25 protein-coding genes are annotated in these 23,417 nt (G+C 55.7%); 5 read left to right on the plus strand and 20 right to left on the minus strand.

Annotation, left to right across the window (positions count from 1 at the left end; genetic code table 11):
* Positions 1–50 precede the first annotated feature (50 nt).
* Positions 51–1,853 (plus strand): acyl-CoA dehydrogenase, encoded by a 1,803-nt coding sequence (locus LC073_RS14225; protein ID WP_226647914.1) that lies wholly within the window; start codon positions 51–53, stop codon positions 1,851–1,853.
* A gap of 28 nt (positions 1,854–1,881) precedes the next feature.
* On the opposite strand, the gene LC073_RS14230 is transcribed toward LC073_RS14225, so the two are convergent.
* The 12 genes from LC073_RS14230 to LC073_RS14285 form a co-directional block, all read right to left on the minus strand.
* Positions 1,882–3,234, minus strand: a complete 1,353-nt coding sequence (locus LC073_RS14230; protein WP_226647915.1) for an ATP-binding protein — start codon at positions 3,232–3,234, stop codon at positions 1,882–1,884.
* 11 nt (positions 3,235–3,245) lie between these two features.
* Positions 3,246–3,920, minus strand: coding sequence for a response regulator transcription factor (locus LC073_RS14235; RefSeq protein ID WP_226647916.1), 675 nt, complete (start codon positions 3,918–3,920; stop codon positions 3,246–3,248).
* A 39-nt stretch (positions 3,921–3,959) separates the two neighbouring features.
* Positions 3,960–4,277 (minus strand): PepSY domain-containing protein, encoded by a 318-nt coding sequence (locus LC073_RS14240; protein WP_226647917.1) that lies wholly within the window; start codon positions 4,275–4,277, stop codon positions 3,960–3,962.
* A gap of 64 nt (positions 4,278–4,341) precedes the next feature.
* A complete protein-coding gene (locus tag LC073_RS14245; protein ID WP_226647918.1) occupies positions 4,342–4,914 on the minus strand; it encodes a glycine zipper 2TM domain-containing protein in 573 nt (190 codons plus the stop codon).
* A gap of 89 nt (positions 4,915–5,003) precedes the next feature.
* A complete protein-coding gene (locus LC073_RS14250; protein ID WP_226647919.1) occupies positions 5,004–5,537 on the minus strand; it encodes a DUF3106 domain-containing protein in 534 nt (177 codons plus the stop codon).
* Positions 5,530–5,817, minus strand: a complete 288-nt coding sequence (locus LC073_RS14255) for a hypothetical protein (protein WP_226647920.1) — start codon at positions 5,815–5,817, stop codon at positions 5,530–5,532. The genes LC073_RS14250 and LC073_RS14255 overlap by 8 nt, the downstream gene beginning before the upstream one ends.
* A complete protein-coding gene (locus LC073_RS14260) occupies positions 5,801–6,166 on the minus strand; it encodes a hypothetical protein (RefSeq protein WP_226647921.1) in 366 nt (121 codons plus the stop codon). Before LC073_RS14260 ends, LC073_RS14255 begins: the two co-directional genes overlap by 17 nt.
* Positions 6,163–6,717, minus strand: a complete 555-nt coding sequence (locus LC073_RS14265; RefSeq protein WP_226647922.1) for an RNA polymerase sigma factor — start codon at positions 6,715–6,717, stop codon at positions 6,163–6,165. Before LC073_RS14265 ends, LC073_RS14260 begins: the two co-directional genes overlap by 4 nt.
* Before the next feature lie 126 nt (positions 6,718–6,843).
* Positions 6,844–7,290, minus strand: coding sequence for a hypothetical protein (locus LC073_RS14270; RefSeq protein ID WP_226647923.1), 447 nt, complete (start codon positions 7,288–7,290; stop codon positions 6,844–6,846).
* Positions 7,291–7,427: 137 nt separating this feature from the next.
* Entirely contained in the window at positions 7,428–8,792 is a 1,365-nt protein-coding gene (locus LC073_RS14275; protein WP_226647924.1) for an L-cystine transporter, read from the minus strand.
* Positions 8,793–8,935: 143 nt separating this feature from the next.
* The gene (locus tag LC073_RS14280) at positions 8,936–9,370 is read right to left on the minus strand and encodes a TlpA family protein disulfide reductase (protein WP_226647925.1); all 435 of its coding nucleotides are present in this window, start codon (positions 9,368–9,370) and stop codon (positions 8,936–8,938) included.
* Positions 9,312–10,721 carry a YihY family inner membrane protein gene (locus LC073_RS14285; RefSeq protein WP_226647926.1) on the minus strand — a complete coding sequence of 470 codons (1,410 nt, stop codon included), beginning with the start codon at positions 10,719–10,721 and terminating at the stop codon, positions 9,312–9,314. The genes LC073_RS14280 and LC073_RS14285 overlap by 59 nt, the downstream gene beginning before the upstream one ends.
* Positions 10,722–10,829: 108 nt before the next feature.
* Here LC073_RS14285 and arsC point away from each other — a divergent pair, with 108 nt between their 5' ends.
* The 4 genes from arsC to sppA all read left to right on the plus strand — a co-directional run bounded on the left by arsC (position 10,830) and on the right by sppA (position 14,105).
* A complete protein-coding gene (gene arsC, locus LC073_RS14290) occupies positions 10,830–11,174 on the plus strand; it encodes an arsenate reductase (glutaredoxin) (protein WP_226647927.1) in 345 nt (114 codons plus the stop codon).
* The gene (wrbA, locus tag LC073_RS14295) at positions 11,175–11,795 is read left to right on the plus strand and encodes an NAD(P)H:quinone oxidoreductase (RefSeq protein ID WP_226647928.1); all 621 of its coding nucleotides are present in this window, start codon (positions 11,175–11,177) and stop codon (positions 11,793–11,795) included. It begins immediately after the preceding gene.
* A gap of 10 nt (positions 11,796–11,805) precedes the next feature.
* The gene (locus LC073_RS14300) at positions 11,806–12,153 is read left to right on the plus strand and encodes a DUF2069 domain-containing protein (protein ID WP_226647929.1); all 348 of its coding nucleotides are present in this window, start codon (positions 11,806–11,808) and stop codon (positions 12,151–12,153) included.
* Between the two features lie 83 nt (positions 12,154–12,236).
* Positions 12,237–14,105 carry a signal peptide peptidase SppA gene (gene sppA / locus LC073_RS14305; RefSeq protein ID WP_226647930.1) on the plus strand — a complete coding sequence of 623 codons (1,869 nt, stop codon included), beginning with the start codon at positions 12,237–12,239 and terminating at the stop codon, positions 14,103–14,105.
* A gap of 37 nt (positions 14,106–14,142) precedes the next feature.
* On the opposite strand, the gene LC073_RS14310 is transcribed toward sppA, so the two are convergent.
* The 8 genes from LC073_RS14310 to LC073_RS14345 all read right to left on the minus strand — a co-directional run bounded on the left by LC073_RS14310 (position 14,143) and on the right by LC073_RS14345 (position 23,197).
* The gene (locus LC073_RS14310; RefSeq protein ID WP_226647931.1) at positions 14,143–14,436 is read right to left on the minus strand and encodes a DUF3175 domain-containing protein; all 294 of its coding nucleotides are present in this window, start codon (positions 14,434–14,436) and stop codon (positions 14,143–14,145) included.
* A gap of 72 nt (positions 14,437–14,508) precedes the next feature.
* Positions 14,509–15,729 carry an MFS transporter gene (locus LC073_RS14315; protein WP_226647932.1) on the minus strand — a complete coding sequence of 407 codons (1,221 nt, stop codon included), beginning with the start codon at positions 15,727–15,729 and terminating at the stop codon, positions 14,509–14,511.
* A 24-nt stretch (positions 15,730–15,753) separates the two neighbouring features.
* Positions 15,754–17,778, minus strand: coding sequence for a DUF3488 and DUF4129 domain-containing transglutaminase family protein (locus tag LC073_RS14320; RefSeq protein ID WP_226647933.1), 2,025 nt, complete (start codon positions 17,776–17,778; stop codon positions 15,754–15,756).
* The gene (locus tag LC073_RS14325; RefSeq protein ID WP_226647934.1) at positions 17,778–18,791 is read right to left on the minus strand and encodes a DUF58 domain-containing protein; all 1,014 of its coding nucleotides are present in this window, start codon (positions 18,789–18,791) and stop codon (positions 17,778–17,780) included. The genes LC073_RS14320 and LC073_RS14325 overlap by 1 nt, the downstream gene beginning before the upstream one ends.
* 10 nt (positions 18,792–18,801) lie before the next feature.
* Positions 18,802–19,713 (minus strand): AAA family ATPase, encoded by a 912-nt coding sequence (locus LC073_RS14330; protein ID WP_226647935.1) that lies wholly within the window; start codon positions 19,711–19,713, stop codon positions 18,802–18,804.
* 176 nt (positions 19,714–19,889) lie between these two features.
* Complete coding sequence (locus LC073_RS14335; RefSeq protein ID WP_226647936.1) at positions 19,890–21,071, minus strand: O-succinylhomoserine sulfhydrylase; 1,182 nt, start codon at positions 21,069–21,071, stop codon at positions 19,890–19,892.
* Between the two features lie 101 nt (positions 21,072–21,172).
* Positions 21,173–22,660, minus strand: a complete 1,488-nt coding sequence (purF, locus tag LC073_RS14340) for an amidophosphoribosyltransferase (protein WP_226647937.1) — start codon at positions 22,658–22,660, stop codon at positions 21,173–21,175.
* A 42-nt stretch (positions 22,661–22,702) separates the two neighbouring features.
* Complete coding sequence (locus tag LC073_RS14345) at positions 22,703–23,197, minus strand: CvpA family protein (protein ID WP_226647938.1); 495 nt, start codon at positions 23,195–23,197, stop codon at positions 22,703–22,705.
* Positions 23,198–23,417: the final 220 nt, after the last annotated feature.

Here is a 23,417-nt window from a genome sequence, read left to right on the forward strand (position 1 = left end):
CTCTGCCGGGCTAATAAATTTTGTAACTCTATAAAAATAACGAGGTAGACATGGCTTCTCCATTGCTCAATGAACGCAATACCGAATTTTATCTCTATGAATTTCTCAATACCGAAGAATTGCTGCAGCGTCCTCGCTATAAAGAGCACTCCCGGGAGATTTTCGATGCAACCCTGAAAACCGCACGCATCATTGCCGAAAAATTTTTCGCCAATCACAATGCCAAAGGTGATGCCAATGAACCCAGTTTCGATGGCGAGAAAATACAGATGGTTGCAGAGACCAAGCAATCTTGGGATGCTTTCGCGGAGGCAGGTTTTCTCGCTGGCCACTGCGACTTTGAAGAGGGCGGCCTGCAGTTGCCCAAAACCATAATGCGCACCGCTCTCGGCTATATCAGTGCCGCAAATATTGCCAGTGCCTGCTACCCATTCCTAACTATCGCGGCCGCTAACCTGTTGCGTTCTTTTGCCAGTGACCGCCTTAAGGCACAATTTTTACCGCAAATGCTGGATGGTCGCTTTGCCGGCACCATGGCCCTAACTGAGCCAGACCAGGGTTCAGCCCTCGCCGATATCCGCACCAGTGCCGAACCCGTTGAAGACGGCAGCTATCGCATTCGCGGGCAGAAAATGTATATCTCTGGCGGTGACCAGTCGCTGACGGAAAATATTGTTCACTTGGTGTTGGCAAAAATCAAAGGCGCCCCCGCCGGAGTCAAAGGAATATCCTTATTTTTAGTCCCAAAACTCCTCCTCGACGAAAATGGCCAAGTAACCGGGCACAACGATGTAAAGCTGGCCGGCTTGCTGCATAAAATGGGATTTCGCAACACGACCTCTACGGTACTGAGCTTTGGTGAAAATCAGGGTGCCGTGGGCTACCTGATCGGCGAGCCACACCAGGGACTCAAATATATGTTCCAGATGATGAATGAAGCTCGAATCAGTGTCGGCGCCGGCGCTTCAGTACTGGGCTACCAGGGCTATGTCCACTCCTTGCAATATGCCAGGGAACGTCCGCAGGGGCGCCTGCCCTCCGAGCACGACTCCAATTCCAAGCAGATACCCATTATCCAGCATGCCGATATACGCCGAATGCTGCTAATGCAAAAAGCCTATGCCGAGGGCGGTCTGGGTTTGAGCGTGTACGCCACTTCCCTCTATGAAGACCAGCACAGCGCACCTACTGAGGAGCAACGGCAGTTCGCCGCCACCTTGCTAGATCTGATCACCCCAGTAGTGAAGTCCTGGCCCTCAAAATACTGTCTGAAAGCCAATGAACTGGCTATCCAGGTACTCGGCGGCGCTGGTTATATTCGTGAATTCCCTCTGGAGCAGCTGTACCGGGATAATCGCCTGAATGCCATCCACGAGGGCACCGAGGGTATCCACGCTCTCGACCTACTCGCGCGCAAAGTGCCTGGCAAAAATTTCCAGGCCTACCAATTAATGCAGACAGAAATCCGCAATACCGTTAAGGAAGCTCAGGACAAGGAGAATCTGGTTAGCATGGCCACTGCCCTGGAGGAGTCTCTGCAGAAACTCGACGAGACCGGCATGGCCCTGTTTGCACAGCTACAGGAAGATGTCGATCGCGGCCTTAGTAATGCCACGCTCTACCTGGATGTTTTCGGCTGTATCTTGGTAGCCTGGATCTGGCTGCGTCAGGCCATTATTGCGACGAATGCCCTGGAGGGGACTGTCAGCGAGGAAGATGCCAATTTTTACCGTGGCAAGTTACACACCGCCCGCTTTTATTTCGAATGGGAACTGCCCAATATCCAGCCGAAGATAACCCTGCTGCAAAAGGGCAACAATCTGCCGTTCGATATGCAAGAAGACTGGTTCTAGCCAGTAGGAGACAAGAAGCCAAAGGAAATTACAGCAACACTGTAATTTCCGTGCCCCCCTGGGGCAGGGGTTTAGCGCAGATTTGCCCCTGGTAGCTCTCGACAATATCCATCACAACAGCCAGGCCAATCCCCTGGCCTGGCTGTTGTTGGTCGGCACGCACACCGCGCTGGGTCACTTCGCGCCATTTATCACTGTCTAAGCCGGGCCCATTATCGGCAATACGGACTGAGAGCTTGCGCCCCTCCTCTGGGTTCTCGATAGTGACATGAACCTGGCCCGCACCATATTTGTAAGCATTATCCAGAAGATTTCCGAGCAGCTCCATGAGATCGCCCTCATCACCATAAAAAAGGGCATCCCCGTCGCAATTTCTGTGTACTTCGGACGGCCTGCTGCGATAGACCTTCTCCAAGGCATCCAGGATTTTTTCAAGAAGTGGCGCCACCGGGATGCCGCGCAGGATGGACTTGGGTGAACTGGCTACGGCGCGTTGTAATTGGTAGCTGATAATACTGTCCATGCGCTGCACCTGATCTGCCAGGGTTTTACCGGCAGCCCCTGGATCCTTTTCCAAACTCAATCCCTTGAGCACCGCCAATGGCGTTTTCAAGCTGTGGGCCAGATCCGCCAGAGTATGGCGAGTCTTCTCACGCTGGCGCCGCTCGTTTTCAATCAGCAGGTTCAGGTTATCGGTAAGCGGACGCAATTCCATGGGAAAGTTTCCCTCCAGGCGATCACTGCCACCCTGCTGCATATCCTGTAGGGCCTGCGCCAGTGCGCGCAGAGGCGCAAACCCCCAGCGCAAAACCAGCCATTGGGCCAAAATCAATAATAGCGCCGCTACGCCCAGCCAATGCCAAATAGTCGAGCGGAACTGCCCAACCTGAGCCTGCAACGGTGCCGCATCTTCCAGTACGACAAAGGTAAAAGGGTTCTCGTTATCGAGCCCCCAGGCCACCCCCTGGCGAAATATGCTGTAGTTGGCATCGCCACCGGGAAGGGAGATCCGCATATAGGACTGCTGCCCTTGTGGTAGTGGGGAAAACTCCATTTCAGGCATTGCCAGGGATGACTCAGAACGCCAGATGACACGGCCCTCTCCATCCAAAACCGCGCCAATCAGGCCTGAGTCCGGTCGATTGAAGCGCTGCTCGGGCAGTTCAGACGGCAGCACCAGGCTCTCACCTTCCGGTTCAGCCAACGCCAATAGGGTATAGATATACAGCTGCAGCTCGCGCTGTTTGGCCTCGTTCAGTGAGGTGCGATAAGCGTGTTCCAGCACACCGGAAATCAACAGCATAAAAGCCACCAGTACCAGACTGGTTACCAGTGCCAGGCGGCCTTTAAGGGAGTTCAGCCAGAAAGAAAACAGAGGCATTACAATCGAGATCAACGGGGGGCGATAAAGCGGTATCCACGGCCGCGTAGGGTTTCAATAGGCTTTAGCTGAGCCGCCGCATCAAACTTCTTACGCAGGCGTCCGATAAATACCTCAATTACATTGCTGTCGCGATCGCAGTCCTGTTCATAGATATGTTCGGTAAGGGTGGTTTTGGATACCACCTCATCCGGGTGCAACATCAGGTATTCGAGCACCTTGTACTCAAAGGAGGTCAATTCCAGTTCGGTATCGTTGACAGTGACCCGTTGGGAACTCGTATCTAACAATATCGGGCCCGCTTTAATTGTGGGGGAGGAAAACCCAGCGGAGCGGCGCACCAGAGCATTCAGTCGCGCCAGTAATTCCTCGGTGTGAAAAGGTTTTACCAGATAATCGTCTCCACCAGCCTCCAATCCGGCCACGCGCTCCTGCCAATGGCCGCGGGCGGTGAGAATCAGGATGGGAAAGTGCTTGTCTTCACCGCGCAGGGTCTGAATGACCTGGATGCCATCCATTTTTGGTAACCCCAGATCCATAACCGCAATATCGTAAGGGTATTCACGCCCCAGATAGAGTGCCTCTTCCCCATCCGGCGCCTCATCGACGGTATAGCCTGCGCCGCGCAGTGACTCCGCCAGCTGCTGGCGCAGTAAAACTTCATCTTCGACTAATAGTGCGCGCATATTCTTTCCCTTGTACTGCGTGTCTGTGGTAGCGGGGAATTAACGGGAGATCCTGCCGCTCTTTTTGTCCACAAAAACCACATAGACCTGACTTTTATCGGAAAGTCCCTTCACCCGGTAGACCACCTGGCCCTGCTTGCGGGTTTCAGAGACCGACAATATTTTGCCGCCGTAGCGTTGCTTCACAATCGAAGCGGCCTGATCCCGGGAAACACCTGCATCCTGAACCCAGCGGAATTCATGCCGGAAGTTTTCCCTTTGCGGTGCCGCCCCTCCTTGCCAGGAGGCGGCACAAAGGCTCGGAAACAGAGCGAGTAGGAGAAGTAAATGCCGTTTAAAAGTGCGGCTCGATTTCACGGTGCGGCTCCTGTGGATGTCCTGGTTTTCCACCTTCAACTATCTTCGACCGCCTCCCGTCGACTTATGGCGCCGGCGAGACTGCGACACGAACCCGGATTCTATCGCCCGGATGGTAATCTGTGCGAGTCAGATAAACCTGACCATTATACCGATAGCGCACATCGTATCCGACTAATTCCCTCTGTGTGCTGAACTCGTCGACAACCTGGCAACGGGATTCGGTGGCGTAATAGGTCGGGGCGTTGGAACGACTGATCTGGTTACCGACCAAAGCACCTACCAAAGCCCCCGCAACAGTGGCCCCGGCCCGCTGGCCGCCATGGTGGTGATATCGACGGTGGTGACCACCACGTCCTAGGCTGTTACCAACAGCGGCTCCGATCAACCCACCAACCAGAGTACCCGCCGGGGAGGTCGGCTCCCGGTAAGCCACCTGCTCATCCCGACAGTAGGTACGCGGGGTGCGCACCTCGACATCGGTGTAGACGGGAGTTACCTCTGTGACACGGGCAAAATCGTAGTTGTCCGCACCATAGGGGTCTGCATAGTCCCGAGGGCCCGCTTTGGCGGTAGCACTCAAGGCCACCAGTGTGGCGACTACCGCGCCGGCGATAAACTGCTTGAAGAGTTGCACAATCGATCTCCCGTTATTCATCAACGGGAGCCAGATTAGTCAAATAGATCTGAATAGACGCTGAATTACACCTGGACTGGCGAAAAAAATCAGGCCCGATCTTCGCTTTCACGCCTCCGGCGATGCTCTCTTCGCTCCCTGCGCTGTCCTTCCCGATGACTCCTGCCTTCCCTTTGATTCCGCTTTTCCCGCTTCTCGGCCCTATCGCGCTTATCTTGCTTCCATTTTTCCCGCAGTTCACTGCGCTGCTGTGGCGTCATCTGTCGAAAGCGCTTGCGCGCCTCACGGATACGCTGACGCTCCTCCTCGGGCAGGTCCATAAAGCGGCGATAGGAGTCCCGCAACTGGGCGCGCCTCTCCCTGGGCATATCCTGCCAGCGCTTATACTGCTGGCGGGCTTCTTGACGCTGCTCGGGGTTCATTTCGCTCCAGCGCCTGGCACCGCGCAATAGCTGCTCGCGTCGGTCATCACTCAACTGTGACCAGCGATCCTCAAAGTTGTGCAGCAATTGCCGTTCACTATCATTGAGAGTTTGCCACTCTTGAGCCTGAGAGACACCCACGAAGAGAGACAGATATACCGTGGCCAACCAGCCACACAGCAAACGCCTTCGGTCACCCATCGCTCAGCTCCTCAAGGGTTTCTTCCCCTCCAGTATCCCGCCGATCCGTTGTCATCTCCCTTCCCAGCTTGGGTAACAACACCTCCAGTGATTCGGGTGCCTGTATATCACCCTGCTCATCTGCCCATTCCCCGACAAACATCAGGAAATCCTCATCCAGGGGCTCCAGCTCTTCTGCCAATAGCGGGGCCCCATAAAAGAAGAGCAGAATAAGACAGAGGCCCTTACCAACTTTTCTTCTGTAGAAAAGACCGCTTTCATCATTAAGAGGAGTGCCCATTCATTTCTTCCGCCAACCACTGGTAGAACTCCATATCCTCAACCATTTCGACATCCATTTCCTCATACAAAAGCCATTCAGAGGCGCTTAGTAACTCGGTAGCGGCCTGTTCGTTGGGCGCTGGCCAGAGCAGCAATACCAGCAATGTTGCACAGGCGCCAGTGAATCCAACCCAACCAGTCCAGTCTCGATAATACGTTTTCTTTTGTGCCAATGCGCGCTGCCTGGCAGTAGCAAGCTGCGACAGGGTGTCCGCATCAATTTTGCTATCCCGGCGTGCAACCGCACCCCGAGCGGCTCTTTGTAATGCGCCACACTGCATAACCAAGTCTTCTTGCCGTCGTTTCATTGGATTGCCTCTAGTTCGAATGCCTCTAGTTCATATGCCTCTAGATGGATACGTAAACTGCGCATGGCTCTTGATAAATGAGTCTTGACGCTGCCCTGGCTGCAAGACATTGCACGCGCAGTTTCGGCAACATCGAACTCCTCGACACAACGCAGTAGGAAGGCCTGCTGTTGGCGCAAAGGCAACTTGGTTACAGCGCTGTCGATAGCTTCCAGCAGGCGCTCACCAGCCAGGGCTTTATCTGGGGTGGGATTATGACTATCGACCCACTCCATCGAGACTGGGTCTGGTTCATCGGTATTCGCAGGGAGTTTTTCCCGTAACAATTGCCAGCGGGATAACTTGTGGTTACGCCTATGCCAATCGGTAATTCGATTGTTAAGGATGGTAAAAAACAGCGGTCGCCACTCGCTGCGATCGCGACCGCTGTATTTCCTGACCAATGCCAACATGGAATCCTGCACAATATCCAGCGCATCATCCCGATTGCCTACGGCGTAATTCGCCATGGTAAAGGCCCGCTTCTCCACCTGGGCCAGGAACTGATTCATAGAAGCCGGCTGAAGTCCTTGCGCACGGAATGCTCTTCCAGATTCTTTTTATGGTTTACGGAGCCCACTTAAAAGGCTCCATTTGCAATCTAATATTACCTTTACCTGAATTACCAGCTCGCAAGATCAGTCCTCTTTGCGCTTGCGGGGCTTAGCACGCCGATCCATACGGCGATCTATACGCTCTCCCTTTTTGTCCAGCCGATCATTGATTCTTGCACCCTTGTTATCCAACCGTTCGTTGATACGCTCACCTTTTTGGTCGAGACGGTTATTGATGCGATCCCCTTTGCGGTCCAACCGCTCAGCCAATTTGTCATTGCCATTGGCGGCCGCCTGCTCAGACCTCTGATCCAAGCGCTCATTGATACGATCACCTTTGTTGTCGAGGTGCTCCTCTATGCGGTCTCCCTTTTGATCCATTCTCGCCTCTATACGATCGCCCTTTTGATCTAGGCGATCCTCAACATGATCACCGTGATCGTGCGGCTCGCTCTCATCGCTCTGCGCATACAGGGAATAAGGAAGAATCAGGCCAATAGTCAGTAATGAGAGTCCAATCAGCTTTTTCATAAATTGCTCCTTCATAAATCGCTGCAGTTCCATTTGAGGAAACCCAATAAGATTTAAACGCACTGATTAAAACGCTCTGCTTAACCAACGGTTGACAGGATCAATTTATTTTTCGGATGTTTTTTTCCGCCGGCCGATTATCCCTCAACGATCTCTGGACCAGGCACCTCATCCCCTAGCCAACGCTGGGTCAGGGTTCCTGCGGTCATAGCGCCGTTTACATTGAGCGCGGTACGCGCCATATCGATCAGCGGCTCTACGGAAATTAACAGGGCCGCGATGGTAACCGGTAGCCCCATTGCCGGTAGCACCACCAATGCGGCGAAGGTTGCCCCACCACCCACTCCCGCAATACCAAAAGAACTGATGACTACCACCGCCAGCAGGGTACCCAGCCACATTGGATCCCACACGTTGATACCCATAGGCACCGCTACCATAGTGGCGAGCATCGCAGGATAGATTCCCGCACAGCCATTTTGACCGATAGTGGCACCGAAGGATGCGGAAAAGTTGGCGATAGCCGGTGAATTACGCAACTCATCCACCTGTGTTTCCACATTGAGGGGGATAGTCGCCGCACTGGAACGGGAACTAAAGGCAAATACCAACACTGGCCAGACTTTGATGAAGTAATGCAGTGGATTCACGCCATTCACTAACAGCAAAAGACCATGCACCAAAAACATCAGGCCAATCGCACAGAAAGAGGCCACGACAAAACCGAACAGGTTAACAATGTCTGCCCAACTGGATTTAGCAATTAACCCAGCAACCAGTGCCATCACACCGTAGGGCGTAAAGGCCATTACCAGGCGCACCAACTTCATAATCCAAACTTGAGCGACATGCACAAACCGCCCAATCGCAGCGCCCTCCTCGGGAAATTCACGCCGTACAGCCAGGGCCGCCAGACCCAGTAACACAGCAAAAATAACCACAGAAATTACAGAGGTGGAGCGGGCTCCGGTCAAATCCAGAAAAATATTGCGCGGAATAAAAGAAGTCATGATTTCTGGAATTGAGAGATCACTGACTCGCCCGATGCGCTCATTAAGCACTTCCACTCGCGCCGCTTCGCGGGAACCCTCGACCAATCCCGCGGCTGAGAGTCCAAACAAATCGGCCATGAACACACCAATTAAGGCGGCAATTGCCGTTGTCCCGAGTAGAACACCCAATACAGACACACTGATTTTACCCAGTGCCTGAGTGTCACTCACCTTTACCACTGCCACCAGAATAGAGGTAAGTACCAGTGGCATCACCAGCATATACAGCAGATTTACATAGCTTTCCCCCAGCATTTCGATCCAGGGCAAAACTTCATTTGCAGTGTTCCCCCAATTGCGCGCTAATTGCATTAGCGCACCAAAAATCACACCCAGAAGCAACCCGACAAATACACCCGGCGCTAGGGTATCCCTGCCACGCTGCCAACGATGCAAGCCAAGCAATAAAACAACAAAACCAACAAGCAGAACTAAAGCGCCGATATGCATGGTATGAGAATCCCACCCTGGGCAAACTAAAAAGTGGCGGCATGCTATCAGCGATAGGCTAGTGCCCTATAGTTACCTTGGTTATAGATACTTTGGTTATAGTTATATTGATTTGTTTTTTTAAATTATTATTTAAAAGCGCCTTACTGTAGGGCAGTTCTAAAATCCTCTGCGGTCTGGGCCCCCACCAGTGTTTTTTGCCAGCGGCCATCCCGGCCAATCACGAAGGTGGTAGGCAGTACTTCTGGCCAGGGTTGCCCCCAGCGTCCATCGGGCTCTTCAACCAGCAGGGGAAATTCTATACCCAGCTTCTGCGCCTGTTCGATAGCAGCAGGGGATGGCAAACCATCAAAGTTAACCCCCAGTACTATGACATCACCATTGGTCTGCGCCAGCTCATTGAGTACAGGCACTTCTTCACGACAGGGCTTACACCACTCGGCCCAGTAGTTAACCAATATTGTTTTTCCCTCAGTATTAACCGATTCGCCATCGGTGGTATGCAGATGGCTATCGCTGTTACAGCCGCTGATTGCGCTTGCCAAGGACAGAGAGATTGCCCCCAGTACCTTCTTCATTCTTTTTCTTATCAGCAACTGCAGCATCGTCTTCCCCCTCGGCTTCAACAATTTCATTTTCTCTATTTTTTGGAGCTCCCGCCTCTTGCCCTGCCGTGTGACTTTCGGCCTCCTCTTTTTTCAGAGCGTCACTAAAGAGAGCCCCAATCGTAATACCAAGCTGTTCTCTGGCGGAACCACGGGCATTGGCAAAGCGGCTTTCCACCTCGCTGTACCATTCAAACCCTTTTAAATTGCCGGGGTTACCGCTGGGAACCCACTGGGGGCTCAGCCAACCGGTCAGCTCCATCAGTGATACCGCATCCAAGTCCCGCAACAGGACATAATCATTCCCATCGGTCTGGGCTATCACCCGGTGCCCCTGTAAGACATCACGCAAGCGCCGCCATTGGCCAAATTTTATTCCCAATAAAGAGATATCCCGCTCACGCAAGGGTTTGCCACACCGCCCCCCTTTAAACATTTGCCAGAGGACAATCAGGATCGCCACTAAATCGGAGTGTCTACGCCCCTGGGTCGCTGCTCGATATACCGACAGGGTGCGCACCAGCACACACCCCGCCAGCACCAGCATCCACATCATATAAATCCACAAGAGAAACAAGGGCACAAAAGCAAAGGCACCATAGATGGCCTGTACCGAACTGCGTGCAACAATAACGCCGAACAGGTATTTCATGATTTCAAAAGCGATGGAGGTCACCACCCCCCCTTCGATGCCATGGCGCAAGGGCACATAGCAATTGGGCACGGCGATAAACAGCAGGGTAAAAACGATGCTGGTGAAAATAAAAGGCAACACTCGCAACACGACCGCCATCATTCCGATACCTTCCTCCCCACCCAGAAATAATTTTTGCGAGAGAAGAAAGGTACTGGCGGCGAGCCCAGCCCCCAGTAGGATAGGCCCGAGGCTGAGAATGGCCCAGTACAGCAGAAAGCTCGAAACTCCGCTGCGCCCACGGGATACATCCCAAATGGCGTTAAAGGTACCTTCAATACTGCGTAACGTGAGCCCCGCGGTCACCGCCAGCATGGCGATACCCAAGCCGGTGAGTCGCTGCGCCTGGGCGGAAAAACTGCTGATATATTCCTGTACTTCACGCCCACTCTGCGGCACAAAGTGGGAAAACAATTGCTCCTGCAAACGGGTCTGCAAGCCGGCGAAGTCCGGGAACAGCGACAGCATCGCGTAGCTCACGGTCACCAATGGCACTATGGCAAACAAAGTCATATAAGTGAGGGCAGCCGCACTTTTCTGGCAGTCTTTCTCGACAAACAGAGACCACAAGGAGGTGGCAAAACGCCGCCATTGAACGAGCTTATCTTTCACGCTTGATTTCAATTTCATTCCCTGTGTGCGACCTCCAGCAAAAGCGGCGAACACTCGACTTACGCCTTAGAATTCCATTACGGTATTCGGTTAGAATACGCCAAACAGTAACAGGATACCGACATAATGTGGACGATCTACCACAACCCGCGCTGCTCAAAATCCCGTCAAACCCTGCAACTCCTGCAGGATAACGGCGTGGAGCCGGAAGTGATTCTCTACCTGCAAAACCCACCTTCGGCTGGTGATCTTAAACAAATTCTGCAGAAACTCGGTATCCCCGCACGGGACCTGTTGCGCACCGGTGAAGAACCCTACCAGCAACTCAACTTGAAGGACGAGGAACTGAGCGAAGCGCAATTGATTGAGGCCATGGTAGAAAACCCCATCCTGATTCAACGCCCGATCGTGATAAAAGGCGACAAAGCCACTATTGGCCGCCCGCCGGAAAATGCGCTGGAGCTGCTTTAAATGGCATCCGATAGCGAAGCCTATGTGCTGATCCTCTATTACAGCCGCAGCGGCGCCACCGCGCGCATGGCTGCTGAGTTGGCAAGGGGCGTGGAGGCCAGCGGTATCGCCGCACGCCTGCGCACCGTTCCCACGGTCTCTCCCGATACCGAAGCCAGCCTGGCACCGGTACCCAGCGAAGGCGCCCCCTATTGCACTCTCGAAGACCTGCGCCAATGTGCCGGACTGCTTATGGGCAGCCCCACCCGCTTTGGCAATATGGCATCGCCACTGCGCTATTTTCTCGATCAAACCAGCGATATTTGGCTGGAAGGAAGCCTCACCGGTAAACCGGCGGCGGTATTTACCGCCACTGGCAGTCTGCACGGTGGCCAAGAGACCACGCTCACCTCAATGATGCTGCCACTTCTGCATCACGGTATGTTGATCGCCGGCATTCCCTACTCAGAAGCCGCCCTGATGCGCACCAGTACCGGTGGCACCCCCTACGGCGCCTCCCACTGGAACAAAGGGCACACCAGCGACCTGAGTGAAGATGAGATCACCCTGTGCAGGGCGCTCGGTGCTCGCATCGGCCAACTGGCACAGACCCTGAGCCAGGCGACTCAAGCTGCCAAATAGAGGATTCAGCGTGAACGACACTATTCAGCGCAAATTACATATTGCGCTCCGTATCAATTGGTTCTGCTATATCGCCCTATTGGTGCTGTTTGCAGTTCGAAACCTGTTTGTCGAGGGAGGCTCCCTCGCGCTTTGGCTGATCCAGACAGTGCCACTTTTGCTGGTGTTACCGGGCCTGATCAAGCAGCGTTATCGCAGTTACCTCTGGCTCTGTTTTATTCTGCTGCTCTATATCACCAGCAGCATTGTCGATGTAATGATGCCTACACGCGGTTGGCAGGATGGCGCAATGATGGTTTTGAGCCTTATCCTATTCTTTTCTGCAATGATGAGCAGTCGCTGGCATCGTATGCAGTAACTCCATTGGCGGAATTCCCGCCAATGGTTCCCGACACAAAGCGTGGAAATATGAGACTTCCACACGCTAAGGAGTTTTGAGGTTTGACAGATTCATCCCAGAAAAAAGGATTTGCCCGAGGCTTTTTAGCTGCGATTGGCGGCTCCATCACCTGGTTGAGGCGAGTGTTCACCAACATCATCTTCCTGCTGATACTACTGTTTCTCGGCATTGCCATTTTCAGCAAGGACGAGCGCTTGGTGGTGCCCCAGGGCGCGGCGCTGCGCGTAGCCCCCAGCGGTTATCTTGTGGATGAGCTTACCCAGCCCGCCACCCTGCCGATTTTCCTGGGTGGCAACCGCGGGCCTTCCGAGGTGCGCGTCAAAGATCTGGTTGACGCTATCGACAACGCCGCCACTGACAAACGCATTTCCTCGCTAGTGCTGGAACTGGACCATATGGTGGGTGGCAGCCTCAGCAAGCTGGATGAAATAGGTGCAGCACTGCAGCGCTTTAAAGCCGCCGATAAACCCATCTACGCGGTGGGCGACAACTACACCCAGCCCCAGTACTTCCTCGCCAGCCACGCCGACAAGATATACCTGAACCCCATGGGTTCGGTAATGCTCACCGGCTTTGGCGTTTATCGCAACTACTACAAAAGCGCTCTGGATAAACTCAAGGTGAACTTCCACGTGTTCCGCGTGGGGGATTACAAAGACTTTATTGAGCCCTATACCCGCGACGATATGTCTCCCGCCTCGCGGGAAAACAACCAGCGCTGGCTAAATGAACTCTGGGGTGAATACAGCGAGCAGGTCACCGGGTTGCGCAATCTGCCCGCTGAGAGTATCGACCTGTTTATCAACGAACTGCCGCAGAAGTTACAACAGCATCAGGGCAGTTGGGCCGAAGCCGCCCTGGCCAACAAACTGGTAGACCAGCTCGCCAGCCGCATCGAGACGATGAATGAGCTGAAGAAAACTATTGGTGAAGATGACAGCAAAGAGCGCGATTACAAATTTATCGATGCCCTCGCCTACCTGCGCAGCCATAAACTTGCCGAAGCGGCCAAGCCCATCCGGGAGTCCAATAAAATCGGCCTGATCACCGCCAGCGGTTCCATTGTCGACGGTGAAGCCCCCGCTGGACGAATCGGCAGCGAGAGTCTCGGCAAATTAATTCAGCGTGCGCGCGAGAAAGAAGTGGATGCCCTGGTACTGCGCATCGACAGCGGTGGCGGCTCCGCCTTTGCCTCCGAAGCTATTCGCCAGGAACTGCTGGCCACTCGCGAAGCCAAAATCCCGGTGGTGATTTCCATGGGCAGCGTCGCCGCCTCCGGTGGCTACTGGATCGCCACGGCTGGTGACCGCATCTGGGCCTCACCCGCCACCCTCACTGGTTCTATTGGTGTCTTTGGCGCATTCCCGACCTTTGAAAATTCCCTTGAGCATATTGGTATCTATACCGATGGTGTAGGCACCTCTGATCTGGCCGGCAGTATGCGCCTCGATCGCGCACTACCACCAGCTGCGGCCAGTGTTCTGCAGCAGGGAGTGGATAACACCTATGCGCGCTTCCTGCGCATTGTCGCCGAAGCTCGCGGCAGTACCCCCAAAGAGATACACAAAATTGCCCAGGGGCAAGTATGGACCGGCCGCGCCGCGAAGAAGTTGGGATTGGTGGACGATCTCGGCAACCTCAGCGACGCCATCGCAGACGCCGCGCAGCTTGCTGAAATCGAAGAATACGACGTAGTAGAGATCCAGCGTGAACTGAGCCCCGGCGAAAAATTCCTGCGCGCATTGAGCGACAATGTAGACGCGAAAATTGCCGCGAGCCTTGAAGCCAACCTGCCACTCGGCGCCTGGCTAAACAGCGTGCAGCCGGTGTTGGCGCCAATCGGCGAACTGCAGAGCTATCGCGACCCCCGTGCCCTTTACGTGCGCTGCCTGCCCTGCCAGGCGCCTTAAAGCTTCTCAAACTCTCACCATAAGCTCCGCCGCCGGCTCAATGCCGGCGCGGACGTCCGTAAAGGCCGCGCAACTCTTCCTTGGCCATTTCCAATAGTCGCCGCCTTTTCGCCGGCAGCCGCTGTCCCGCCCGGTTGATATAGAACGTCAGCATAGACATGGCGGAGCGATAGGGATCGGACTTGCGCCGCTGGCTGGATTCCGCAGCGGCTTTCAATCCCTGCGCAATTGCTTTCGGGTCCTCCAGGCTAAAGAGGCCCTCATTCAAATCCAAGGCATGGCTGTGGCGCGTGACCTCTTCCGACCAATTGGCCTTTTTCGCAGGACTCACCGACACCTCCACTCATTGGCTGACCCACCTAACTATATGGTGACAGCGACTGTGTTGGTCGCACGAAACGACTCACACTTCGCTGTCAGAGATTTTTACCCGGCGCAGGGCACCACTTAAAGCCACCATGGCAAAGGCGAGCAGGCTCAAAATTCCCGCCCACAACAAGGTAGTCAGAGGCGCGGCGTATTCGCTCAGAACCCCGGCGACCAGTGCCCCAAGCGCGGCGGAGCCAAATAGGGCAAACTGGTAAATAGAGATGATGCGGCTACGGTATTCCGCCGGGGCGAGCAACTGTACTATGCCGCGACCAAGGCCCGCCGAAGCCGCAGCCACCGCCCCCCAGCAAAGACACAGCAGGATCAGGCCCAGCTTGGTGGGACCGAGGCTGATGGCAATCAACAACGCCGCACTGTAAAGCAGGCACATCAGGATACCGCGACCAGGTTCGGCGCCCTGGCCGCGGCGCAGCATAGTCACCGTGGCGATCACGGTACCGGCCACAAAGGCCAATTGCAGTGTGGCGTAATAACCGGCACCGCGACCGTAATCCTCCGCCAATAGCGGCAGCACCACCAAAAAGACACCGATGTGCACAAATCCGTTAAAGGCCATCAACGCGGTCAACTCGCGCAATACTGGGTGCCGCCAGGCCTGGGATAAGCCATCGAGAATCAGACTGTGAGTGATTTTTTCCTTAGTCGCTCGACTGGCACCACCCGCGCGCAAGCAAATCAAGGATGTAGCTGCCAACAGCAATACCGCTATCTGCACTAACAGCAGCGCCTGCAGCCCCCAGTGTTCAAAGCGGCTTGCCAGTAGCATCCCCACAGCCTGACCACCGTATTGGGCCAACATCATCCAGGTCACCGTTTTCTGTACCCGTCGCTCGGAGGTCTGACCACCGCCACTGCGAGCACTGCGCTGTACCAAATTGTCTCGCGCCGGTTGTAGGAAAGCGCTGCAAACCCCAAGGCAAATACCATAGAGCATCAATACCGGCAGGGAGATCTCTGACAGGAGGTAAACCAGCAGCAGACTTGTGTGGCAAAGGGCTAAGCCAACGCAGGCCAGTGCGGAGACTGCTGCCGGATCACGCCGATCCGCCAGGGCACCACCGAATAGCAGGAACACCAGATTAGGCAAAAGCACCGAAGCCTGAATCCAACCCAGTTGTAGAGCCGGCAAATCCACCACCGTGAGCGCGATCCAGGGCAGGAGAATTACCTGCAGCCCGGTAGCCAGGGAGGTGCCGCTGTAACCCAGCAAAAATTTTTGCAGTCTGTGAGGCATCTTGCGCGATAGACCTTCCAAGGGTTAGTGCCCAGCCAGCTGGCTTTTGTTTATCGGCACTTTTAAAAAAAGCCTCAAGTGCCAGCGCAGCAGACGGCGTAACTCCATCAATGCCTCTTTATCCCCGCCGTAGGCAGCGCGTTCAAAGGCATCCGTCACCCGCCGGGCAAACTCTGCCAACTGGGGTTTCCTCTCGGCGATACGCCCGGCGAAATCCCGCGGCGCCTCACCGGGGCGGCGAGTGATACCGGCTCTGGCCATACGCTTGCAGAATACTGCGTAAAGGCGCTCTACCACAGGCCGTTTGCGCCCCCGACCGGTCAGGTGGGTCCACAGGAAAATGCCCAATAATACGACAGCCACCGGTGACCCAAAAAACAGTGCCATACGCATGGGAGAAAGATCACCGAGCAATCTCTGCAAAGTATCCCGCTGCTTTTCGCTATCAAAGCTCACTACCGTTTGATACCAGCGATAATTGATCATGTCCCACTGCAGGCGCAGCTTCACCAGGACATCGAAGCGATGTAACGGCAACAGCGAATCCTGCATAAACTCCTCGCCGGCGGCAGTTTCCAGGCCATCCCGCACCCGCTCCGGGGAAACAGCAGCCGTGGGATCTACCCGCTGCCAGCCGCGGCCATCGAGCCAGATCTCGGCCCAGGCATGGGCATCGTATTCACGCACCAACAGGTACTTCTCACCATTCACCCACTCGCCACCCTGGTAGCCCGCCACCACCCGTGCAGGCACACCGGCGGCACGCATGGCAAACACATAACTGCCGGCAAAGTGTTCACAGAACCCCTTCTGACTGTCGAAAAGGAACTCGTCCACACTGTCACTGCCTAGTGCCGGTGGGCTTAGGGTATAGGTAAATTCGCGGTTGTAGAGAGCCAATAGCTGTGACGAGATCTCTTCAGCTCCCAATCCCCGGCGGCGCAGGCGCCCCACCCACTCGCGGGTTCGCTGGTTCCCGTCCGCCGGCAGTTGCAGATTGCGGCGGCGCTCAGCGCTATTCAGTGGTAAGGGAATAGTCTGGGAGTCACGAGGCCAGGAACGCACCTCATAGGCAAAACGGCTGTAAACCGGTGTGCGCTTTACCAGGCGATCGTCCACAGTTTCCCCCACACCGGGACTGTCCGAGGCAGGCCTTGCCAGGGCGAATAACCAGGGACTGCGGCTCGCTTCCTGGATTACCTGGTAGCGGAAGCGTGGGCCGATTTGGGGCAACGCGCGTTCGCCACTGCTCCAGTACACCTGGCCACCATTGCGCGGGTCCACGCCAACACCCTGGCGCCAGGTACGCCCGTCAAACTCGGAGTACACCAACCCGCGCCAGTAACGTTGCTCCGGCGGTGGTATGGGCCCATCGAAGGAAATACGCAGTGCCGGCTTGTCGGATTTGGATAGGCGAGTGAAATCGCCCGGTGCCATGGAATCACTCACGCCCGTGCGGCCGGCAGAGGTATCTTGGGGTACATTCCACAGGGGGCCCAAACGCGGCATCACCACAAACAGCAACAACATCAACGGTGTGGCTTGCGCCATTAGCCGCAGGGAGAGCCCCAGGGCCCGGCGCGGCCGCGCACTGAAGCTTCCCAACTGAGCCGCCAGTGCAGCGGTAATCACCAGGGCACTGATCAAGCCGTACAGGGCATAGGGAATCGATTGCTCGCGCACGAATAGGGTCGCAGCAACAAAGTAGGCCAGTAGCAAGCTGACAAAGGCATCCCGGCGGCTCAGCAGCTCCAGGTTTTTCAAGGTAAAAGACAACGCCAATAAAGCCACCATCGGCTCCAGCGCAAACCAACGCTGGTAGGATTGCGCTAAACCCGCCACCGTGAGCGCAATCACCAAAAGCTTGAGGGCGCGCCCCGGCAGGTCACGGCGCCCACGAAAGACTTCCAAACGCCAATACACCGCAAACGCCCAGGCAAAAGCAATCCACAGGGGCAGCTGGCTCAGCTGCGGCAGCAGAGCAACAAACTGTGCGGCGAAAATCCACAACAGGCTTTCGCGGGGCATTAGATCCCGGTTGCTCGCCATCAGCCACCCCACCTGGGAAACAGGGCCAGTGCCGCCAGCACTCGATGCTGATGCTCAGCGCCGAGAGAGGGCGGCAATGTAGTGCCAGGGATGCGCAGGCCATAAGCAATGTTCTGCTTTTCCGCCTGCAAGACCCAGTAGCACAGGTTGCTCAGTCGGGCCTCCACATCGCGCCCATCCAATAGCTCCCAGTCGAGCCAGAGACGGGTATCGGTACGGCTCTCATACTCCTTGCTATAGAGATCACGGCCGGCGGCATATTGTTTCCAGGCCAGGTGGCGCAGGGAGTCACCGGGCTGGTAGGGTTTGAGAGAGGCATAATCATCCCCGCCGCGACGTACCTGGCCGGATGTACCCTCTACCATGGCCTCTCCCAACGGCAAGGGCCCGGCGGCGAGCGGCCGCGGATACACCAAGAATTCCACATCCAGATCGATACGGCTCCAGCAGCGAAACAGTCCCAGAGGAAAGCGGCTCTCGACCCTTAAGCGAGGCGCCTGAATTCGCCCCCGCTGCAGGGCTGGCAGCGCGATACGAAAGTCCGCCAAAGACTCCTCACAGAGATCCACATAGGCGCCCTCCTCCGGTGGCCAACAAATTTGTATCCACTCCCGTTGGCGCTTGTCCGCTCGACTCAGGTTGATCTGCGCCTCGGCAAAGTCGCCGGCAAAAGTGTCCTCCGTGCCTATTAACTGCAGGCGCAGGCCACTCAGGTTGGCGAAGGTATGCACCGGCAAAATAACGAAGACACTGATCAGCAGAAAGGTCAGGGCGAAAACCAGATTGTTCTCGTAATTAGTGGCCAGTAGCCACAGCAAAGCGGTTACCAATAGATAACCGAGCCCAGCACGGGTGGGCAGAATAAATAAGCGGCTGTGATTTAGGGTGATGTCCCGCGAGCGAGGCGCGCGCCGGCTGAGCCAGCGCTCACTCAGCCCGCGAAAAAAATTGCGCGAGCTTTTCGAGGCTGTCGAGCCTGTATTGGAAGCCTGCCAGGGAAAATCGCGGTTCACACTCATCTGCTTAGGCCGCGATAATATCCACCTGGCGCATAAGGCGCTCCACCAACTGATCGCCATTGCCGCCATCACTCTGCAAGCGGTGCCCGGCCACCGAGGGCAACACCGCCTGGATATCCTCCGGCAGGACATGGCCGCGATTGTGAATCAACGCCCAGGCCTTGGCGGCACGTAGCAGCGCCAGGGCCCCTCGGGGCGACAAACCCACGGCGCAGTCAGGGCTTTGGCGGGTGTGCAACACCAGACGTTCTAAATAATCCAGCAGACTGTCTGAGGCCTTCACATGTCCCACCAGGCTCTGCATTTTTTTCAGGGTAATCAGGTCAATACGCGGCTTTAGCTTGGCCAGCTGCTGGCGGGGATCGGCCCCTAAATACAGCGCCCGCTCGGCTTCGCGGGTGGGATAGCCGAGGCTGATACGCATCAGAAAGCGGTCCAACTGCGATTCCGGCAGGGCAAAAGTACCGGACTGTTGCAGGGGATTCTGGGTGGCAATCACAAAGAAGGGCTGTGGCAGTGCGCGAGTTTCGCCGTCCACACTGACCTGGCGTTCCTCCATTGCCTCTAACAGGGCACTCTGGGTTTTCGGTGAAGTCCGGTTGATTTCATCGGCCAGTAATACCTGGCTGAAAACCGGCCCCTCATGAAAATGAAACTGGCCGGATTCCCGCTCAAAAATGGATACGCCGAGGATATCCGCCGGCAGCATATCGCTGGTGAATTGCACCCGTTTATAGGAGAGGCCGAACACCTGGGCCAGGGCATGTGCCAGTGTGGTCTTGCCCATACCCGGCAGGTCTTCGATCAACAGGTGGCCTTTTGACAACAGGCAGGCCAGGGCCAGTTTTACTTGGCGTTCTTTTCCCAGCAAAACACTGCCAATATCGGAAACGATGGCGGAAACTATTTTTTGCACGGCAAATCCATTACTGCTCATTTTTTCTCAGGCCCCAAAAAGGCCGGTGTAAGCACCCGCCAACCCTGTACGGCAGGCGCCATAGTGCCAATTCCGTGAGAAAGCGGATTTGGCACCCGCTATTAATCATAGGAAGTCAGGGACCGACCCGGCCCTATCAAAGCCCGGCGATTTGTTTACAACAGGGACAGGCCTCGCATCAGATCGCGTTTGAGGTCCTCGGCATTCTCCAGCCCCACAGAAATACGAATCAGGTTTTCGGTAATACCGGCGCGGGCCTTGTCCTCATCGCTGAGACGCCCATGAGTAGTGGTGGCCGGGTGCACGATGGTGCTCTTTGCATCGCCGAGATTGGCGGTACAGGATAGAATTTTACAATTGTCTATCACCTTCCAGGCTTCCTCGCGGCCACCGCGCACGGTAAAGCTCAACACCGCACCGAAGGCATCCTGCTGTTCGCGGGCCAGGCGGTGTTGCGGATGCTTTGGCAAGCCGGTGTAGTTGACCTTCTCCACCATCTCCTGTTCATCGAGCCACCAGGCCAGATCCAGGGCGTTGGTGCAGTGGGCCTGCATCCGCAGCTTGAGCGTCTCCAAACCCTTGAGGAATACCCAAGCATTAAACGGACTCATACTGGGGCCAGCGGTGCGCAGGAATACCACCAGCTCATCCATGATCTCCTTGCGGCCCACGGCAACACCACCCAGGGCGCGACCCTGGCCATCGAGGAATTTAGTGGCGGAATGCACCACAATATCGGCACCGAGTGCCAGTGGGCGCTGCAGCGCCGGCGTGCAGAAACAGTTATCCACGACCAGCAGGGCACCGGCGCTGTGGGCAATTTCCGCCAGGGCGCGGATATCCGCCACTTCACACAGGGGGTTGGAGGGCGTTTCCATAAACAGCAGTTTGGTAGAGCCGTCCACCGCCTGCTTCCAGGCATCCATATCGGTGAGATCCACATAACTCACTCGCACACCAAACTTTTCCATATAGCGCCCGAACAACGCGGTCGTGGTGCCGAACACACTGCGGGAACAAATCACCCTATCGCCACTTTTCAGCAGGGCCATACAAATACTGAGGATCGCGGCCATACCGCTGGCCGTGGCTACCGCAGCCTCACCACCTTCAAGCGCGGCGATGCGCTGCTCGAACATACGAACGGTGGGGTTGGTGTAGCGGGAATAGACGTTGCCGACACTCTCGCCGGTAAAGCGCGCGGCAGCCTCTGCGGCAGAGGGGAATACATAACTGGAGGTGAGATAGAGGGCCTCAGAGTGCTCGCCCTCTTCCGAACGGACCTGCCCGGCGCGAACGGCCAGGGTTTCCAGAGCGTAACCGTCGTCTTCAAACATATACCGCTTCCTGGTCAGTATTTTTGGAAGCGGTCATATTAACCGAAACGGCTGTGCATGGCGCCCTCTTCTGCCGTGAACAGAGCGCCGCTGGAGAAAACTTACAGAGCGCTGCTATCGGTCTTCTTGTGTTTGGCTTCGTCGTTGCGCGCCGCGTGAAGATTATTGAGGTACTCCTCATCCACATCGCCGGTAATATAGTTACCGTCGAAAACAGAGCAGTCGAACTGATCAATTTTCTGCTTACCACCGCTGGAACTCACCACCAGGTCTTCCAGATCCTGGTAAATCAGCCAGTCTGCACCGATCTCTTTGCAGACTTCTTCGGTGGTGCGGTTGTGCGCCACCAGCTCACTGGCAGACGGCATATCAATGCCATACACGTTGGGGTATTTCACGGCTGGCGCCGCGCTGGCGAAATACACTTTTGCAGCACCCGCATCGCGGGCCATTTGGATGATCTGCTTACAAGTAGTACCGCGCACAATGGAATCATCCACCAGCAACACATTCTTGCCGCGGAATTCCAGTTCGATGGCATTCAGCTTCTGGCGCACAGACTTCTTGCGCTGCTTCTGCCCCGGCATGATAAAGGTACGGCCGATATAGCGGTTCTTCACCATACCCTCACGGAACTTCACTCCCAGACGGTGCGCCACGGTCTGGCCTGCAGTGCGGGCGGAATCGGGAATGGGGATCACCACATCGATATCGTGGTCTGGGCGCAGGCGCAGAATCTTGTCTGCCAGGTGCTCACCCTGACGCAGGCGCGCCTTGTGTACAGAGACGCCATCCATAATGGAATCCGGGCGGGCGAAGTACACATGCTCAAAAATGCAGGGGGTGAGGGTCGGATTCTCAGCACACTGCTCGGAGTGCACGGTACCATCCAGTTCGATATACAAGGCTTCACCGGGGGCCACATCGCGCACCAGGGTGTAGCCCAGTACATCCAGGGCCACAGATTCGGAGGCCACCATATATTCGGTGCCTTTGTCAGTCTCGCGCTTGCCGTAGACCAGCGGGCGAATACCGTTGGGATCGCGGAAGGCGACGATGCCGTAACCCACAATCAGGGCCACACAAGCGTAGGCGCCGCGCACACGTTTATGCACACCGCGCATAGCGGTGAAGATATCCTCAGCCTTGGGGTGCAGCTTGCGCAGCTTGTGCAGCTCATGGGCAAATACGTTGAGCAGTACTTCGGAATCGGAATCGGTGTTGATATGGCGCAGATCTTGCTGGAAGATCTCTTCCACCACATCCCCCACATTGGTGAGGTTGCCATTGTGTGCCATGGCGATACCGTAGGGAGAGTTCACATAGAACGGCTGCGCCAAAGCGGGACCGGAACTGCCCGCGGTGGGATAACGCACATGGCCGATACCAAAGTTACCTTTCAGGCGCTCCATGTGGCGCGCGCGGAATACATCACGCACCAGGCCATTGGCTTTTTGTTGGTTCAGGCGATCATCGTCACAGGTTACGATGCCCGCAGCATCCTGCCCCCTGTGTTGCAACAGAGTGAGCGCGTCATAGAGCTGCAGATTGACATCACTCTTACCGACGATACCGACGATACCACACATATATTTGACCCTATTGATCGAAAAAGCGGCGCTAGCGCCCGATTAAAATAACTCTACGAAATAGTCCTTCACAGACTTGGCCAGCTCCCGTGCACTGCCCTCGAACTCGAGGAAATGGGGAATCAACACCGATTCACTCCACCAGCTGTCCTGCTCCACCGGAGCCAGTGCTGGGGCCAGAATCAGCAGTGCCATCACCACAATCGCCCCCCGCACCAGACCGAACACCATACCCAGAACCCGGTCGGTACCGGACAAACCAGTGGCCTCAACAAAGGCGGAGAGCATCATATTCAGAACGGCCCCGGCCAGGAGCGTACCAAAGAACAGAATGGCGAAGGCGGCGATCGCCTGGAGAGACGGGGTGTCGACAAGGTTTGAAAGCAGTGGCGCCAGCTGTTCGCGAAACATCATCGCGACCAAAAAAGCGGCGACCCAGGTGAGCAGTGACAGGGTTTCGCGCACGAAACCTCGACTAAGGCCGATAAGTGTGGAAACACCCACAATAGCCACGATGGTCCAGTCAGCCCAATTCATTCAACCCTACCTGCGTGGCGGCTGCTGCCGCGAAGAGCGCGCATTCTAACTTAAGGGACTAAGCGCGTGAAGCCGTAGACGAATCGATTGGAATTTCCGACCCCAACAGCAAAACTTCGTGGACGAATCGCCTTACCGCAATGGATTTATACCGAAAAAAGTACAGGGCTATAGCCGCTTTCAGCGCGTCACCCACCGGGGTGAGGCTATCTACAAGCGG

This window comes from Microbulbifer variabilis, assembly GCF_020524905.1.
GTDB lineage: Bacteria > Pseudomonadota > Gammaproteobacteria > Pseudomonadales > Cellvibrionaceae > Microbulbifer > Microbulbifer variabilis_A.

Excerpts from the sequence above, each read along its gene's own strand:
- LC073_RS14225 (WP_226647914.1), top strand. The coding sequence starts at position 51 with ATGGCTTCTCCATTGCTCAATGAACGCAATACCGAATTTTATCTCTAT.
- LC073_RS14230 (WP_226647915.1), bottom strand. The coding sequence starts at position 3,234 with ATGCCTCTGTTTTCTTTCTGGCTGAACTCCCTTAAAGGCCGCCTGGCA.
- LC073_RS14235 (WP_226647916.1), bottom strand. The coding sequence starts at position 3,920 with ATGCGCGCACTATTAGTCGAAGATGAAGTTTTACTGCGCCAGCAGCTG.
- LC073_RS14250 (WP_226647919.1), bottom strand. The coding sequence starts at position 5,537 with ATGGGTGACCGAAGGCGTTTGCTGTGTGGCTGGTTGGCCACGGTATAT.
- LC073_RS14255 (WP_226647920.1), bottom strand. The coding sequence starts at position 5,817 with ATGGGCACTCCTCTTAATGATGAAAGCGGTCTTTTCTACAGAAGAAAA.
- LC073_RS14260 (WP_226647921.1), bottom strand. The coding sequence starts at position 6,166 with ATGAAACGACGGCAAGAAGACTTGGTTATGCAGTGTGGCGCATTACAA.
- LC073_RS14265 (WP_226647922.1), bottom strand. The coding sequence starts at position 6,717 with ATGAATCAGTTCCTGGCCCAGGTGGAGAAGCGGGCCTTTACCATGGCG.
- LC073_RS14270 (WP_226647923.1), bottom strand. The coding sequence starts at position 7,290 with ATGAAAAAGCTGATTGGACTCTCATTACTGACTATTGGCCTGATTCTT.
- LC073_RS14275 (WP_226647924.1), bottom strand. The coding sequence starts at position 8,792 with ATGCATATCGGCGCTTTAGTTCTGCTTGTTGGTTTTGTTGTTTTATTG.
- LC073_RS14280 (WP_226647925.1), bottom strand. The coding sequence starts at position 9,370 with ATGAAGAAGGTACTGGGGGCAATCTCTCTGTCCTTGGCAAGCGCAATC.
- LC073_RS14285 (WP_226647926.1), bottom strand. The coding sequence starts at position 10,721 with ATGAAATTGAAATCAAGCGTGAAAGATAAGCTCGTTCAATGGCGGCGT.
- arsC (WP_226647927.1), top strand. The coding sequence starts at position 10,830 with ATGTGGACGATCTACCACAACCCGCGCTGCTCAAAATCCCGTCAAACC.
- wrbA (WP_226647928.1), top strand. The coding sequence starts at position 11,175 with ATGGCATCCGATAGCGAAGCCTATGTGCTGATCCTCTATTACAGCCGC.
- LC073_RS14315 (WP_226647932.1), bottom strand. The coding sequence starts at position 15,729 with ATGCCTCACAGACTGCAAAAATTTTTGCTGGGTTACAGCGGCACCTCC.
- LC073_RS14320 (WP_226647933.1), bottom strand. The coding sequence starts at position 17,778 with ATGGCGAGCAACCGGGATCTAATGCCCCGCGAAAGCCTGTTGTGGATT.
- LC073_RS14335 (WP_226647936.1), bottom strand. The coding sequence starts at position 21,071 with ATGTTTGAAGACGACGGTTACGCTCTGGAAACCCTGGCCGTTCGCGCC.
- purF (WP_226647937.1), bottom strand. The coding sequence starts at position 22,660 with ATGTGTGGTATCGTCGGTATCGTCGGTAAGAGTGATGTCAATCTGCAG.
- LC073_RS14345 (WP_226647938.1), bottom strand. The coding sequence starts at position 23,197 with ATGAATTGGGCTGACTGGACCATCGTGGCTATTGTGGGTGTTTCCACA.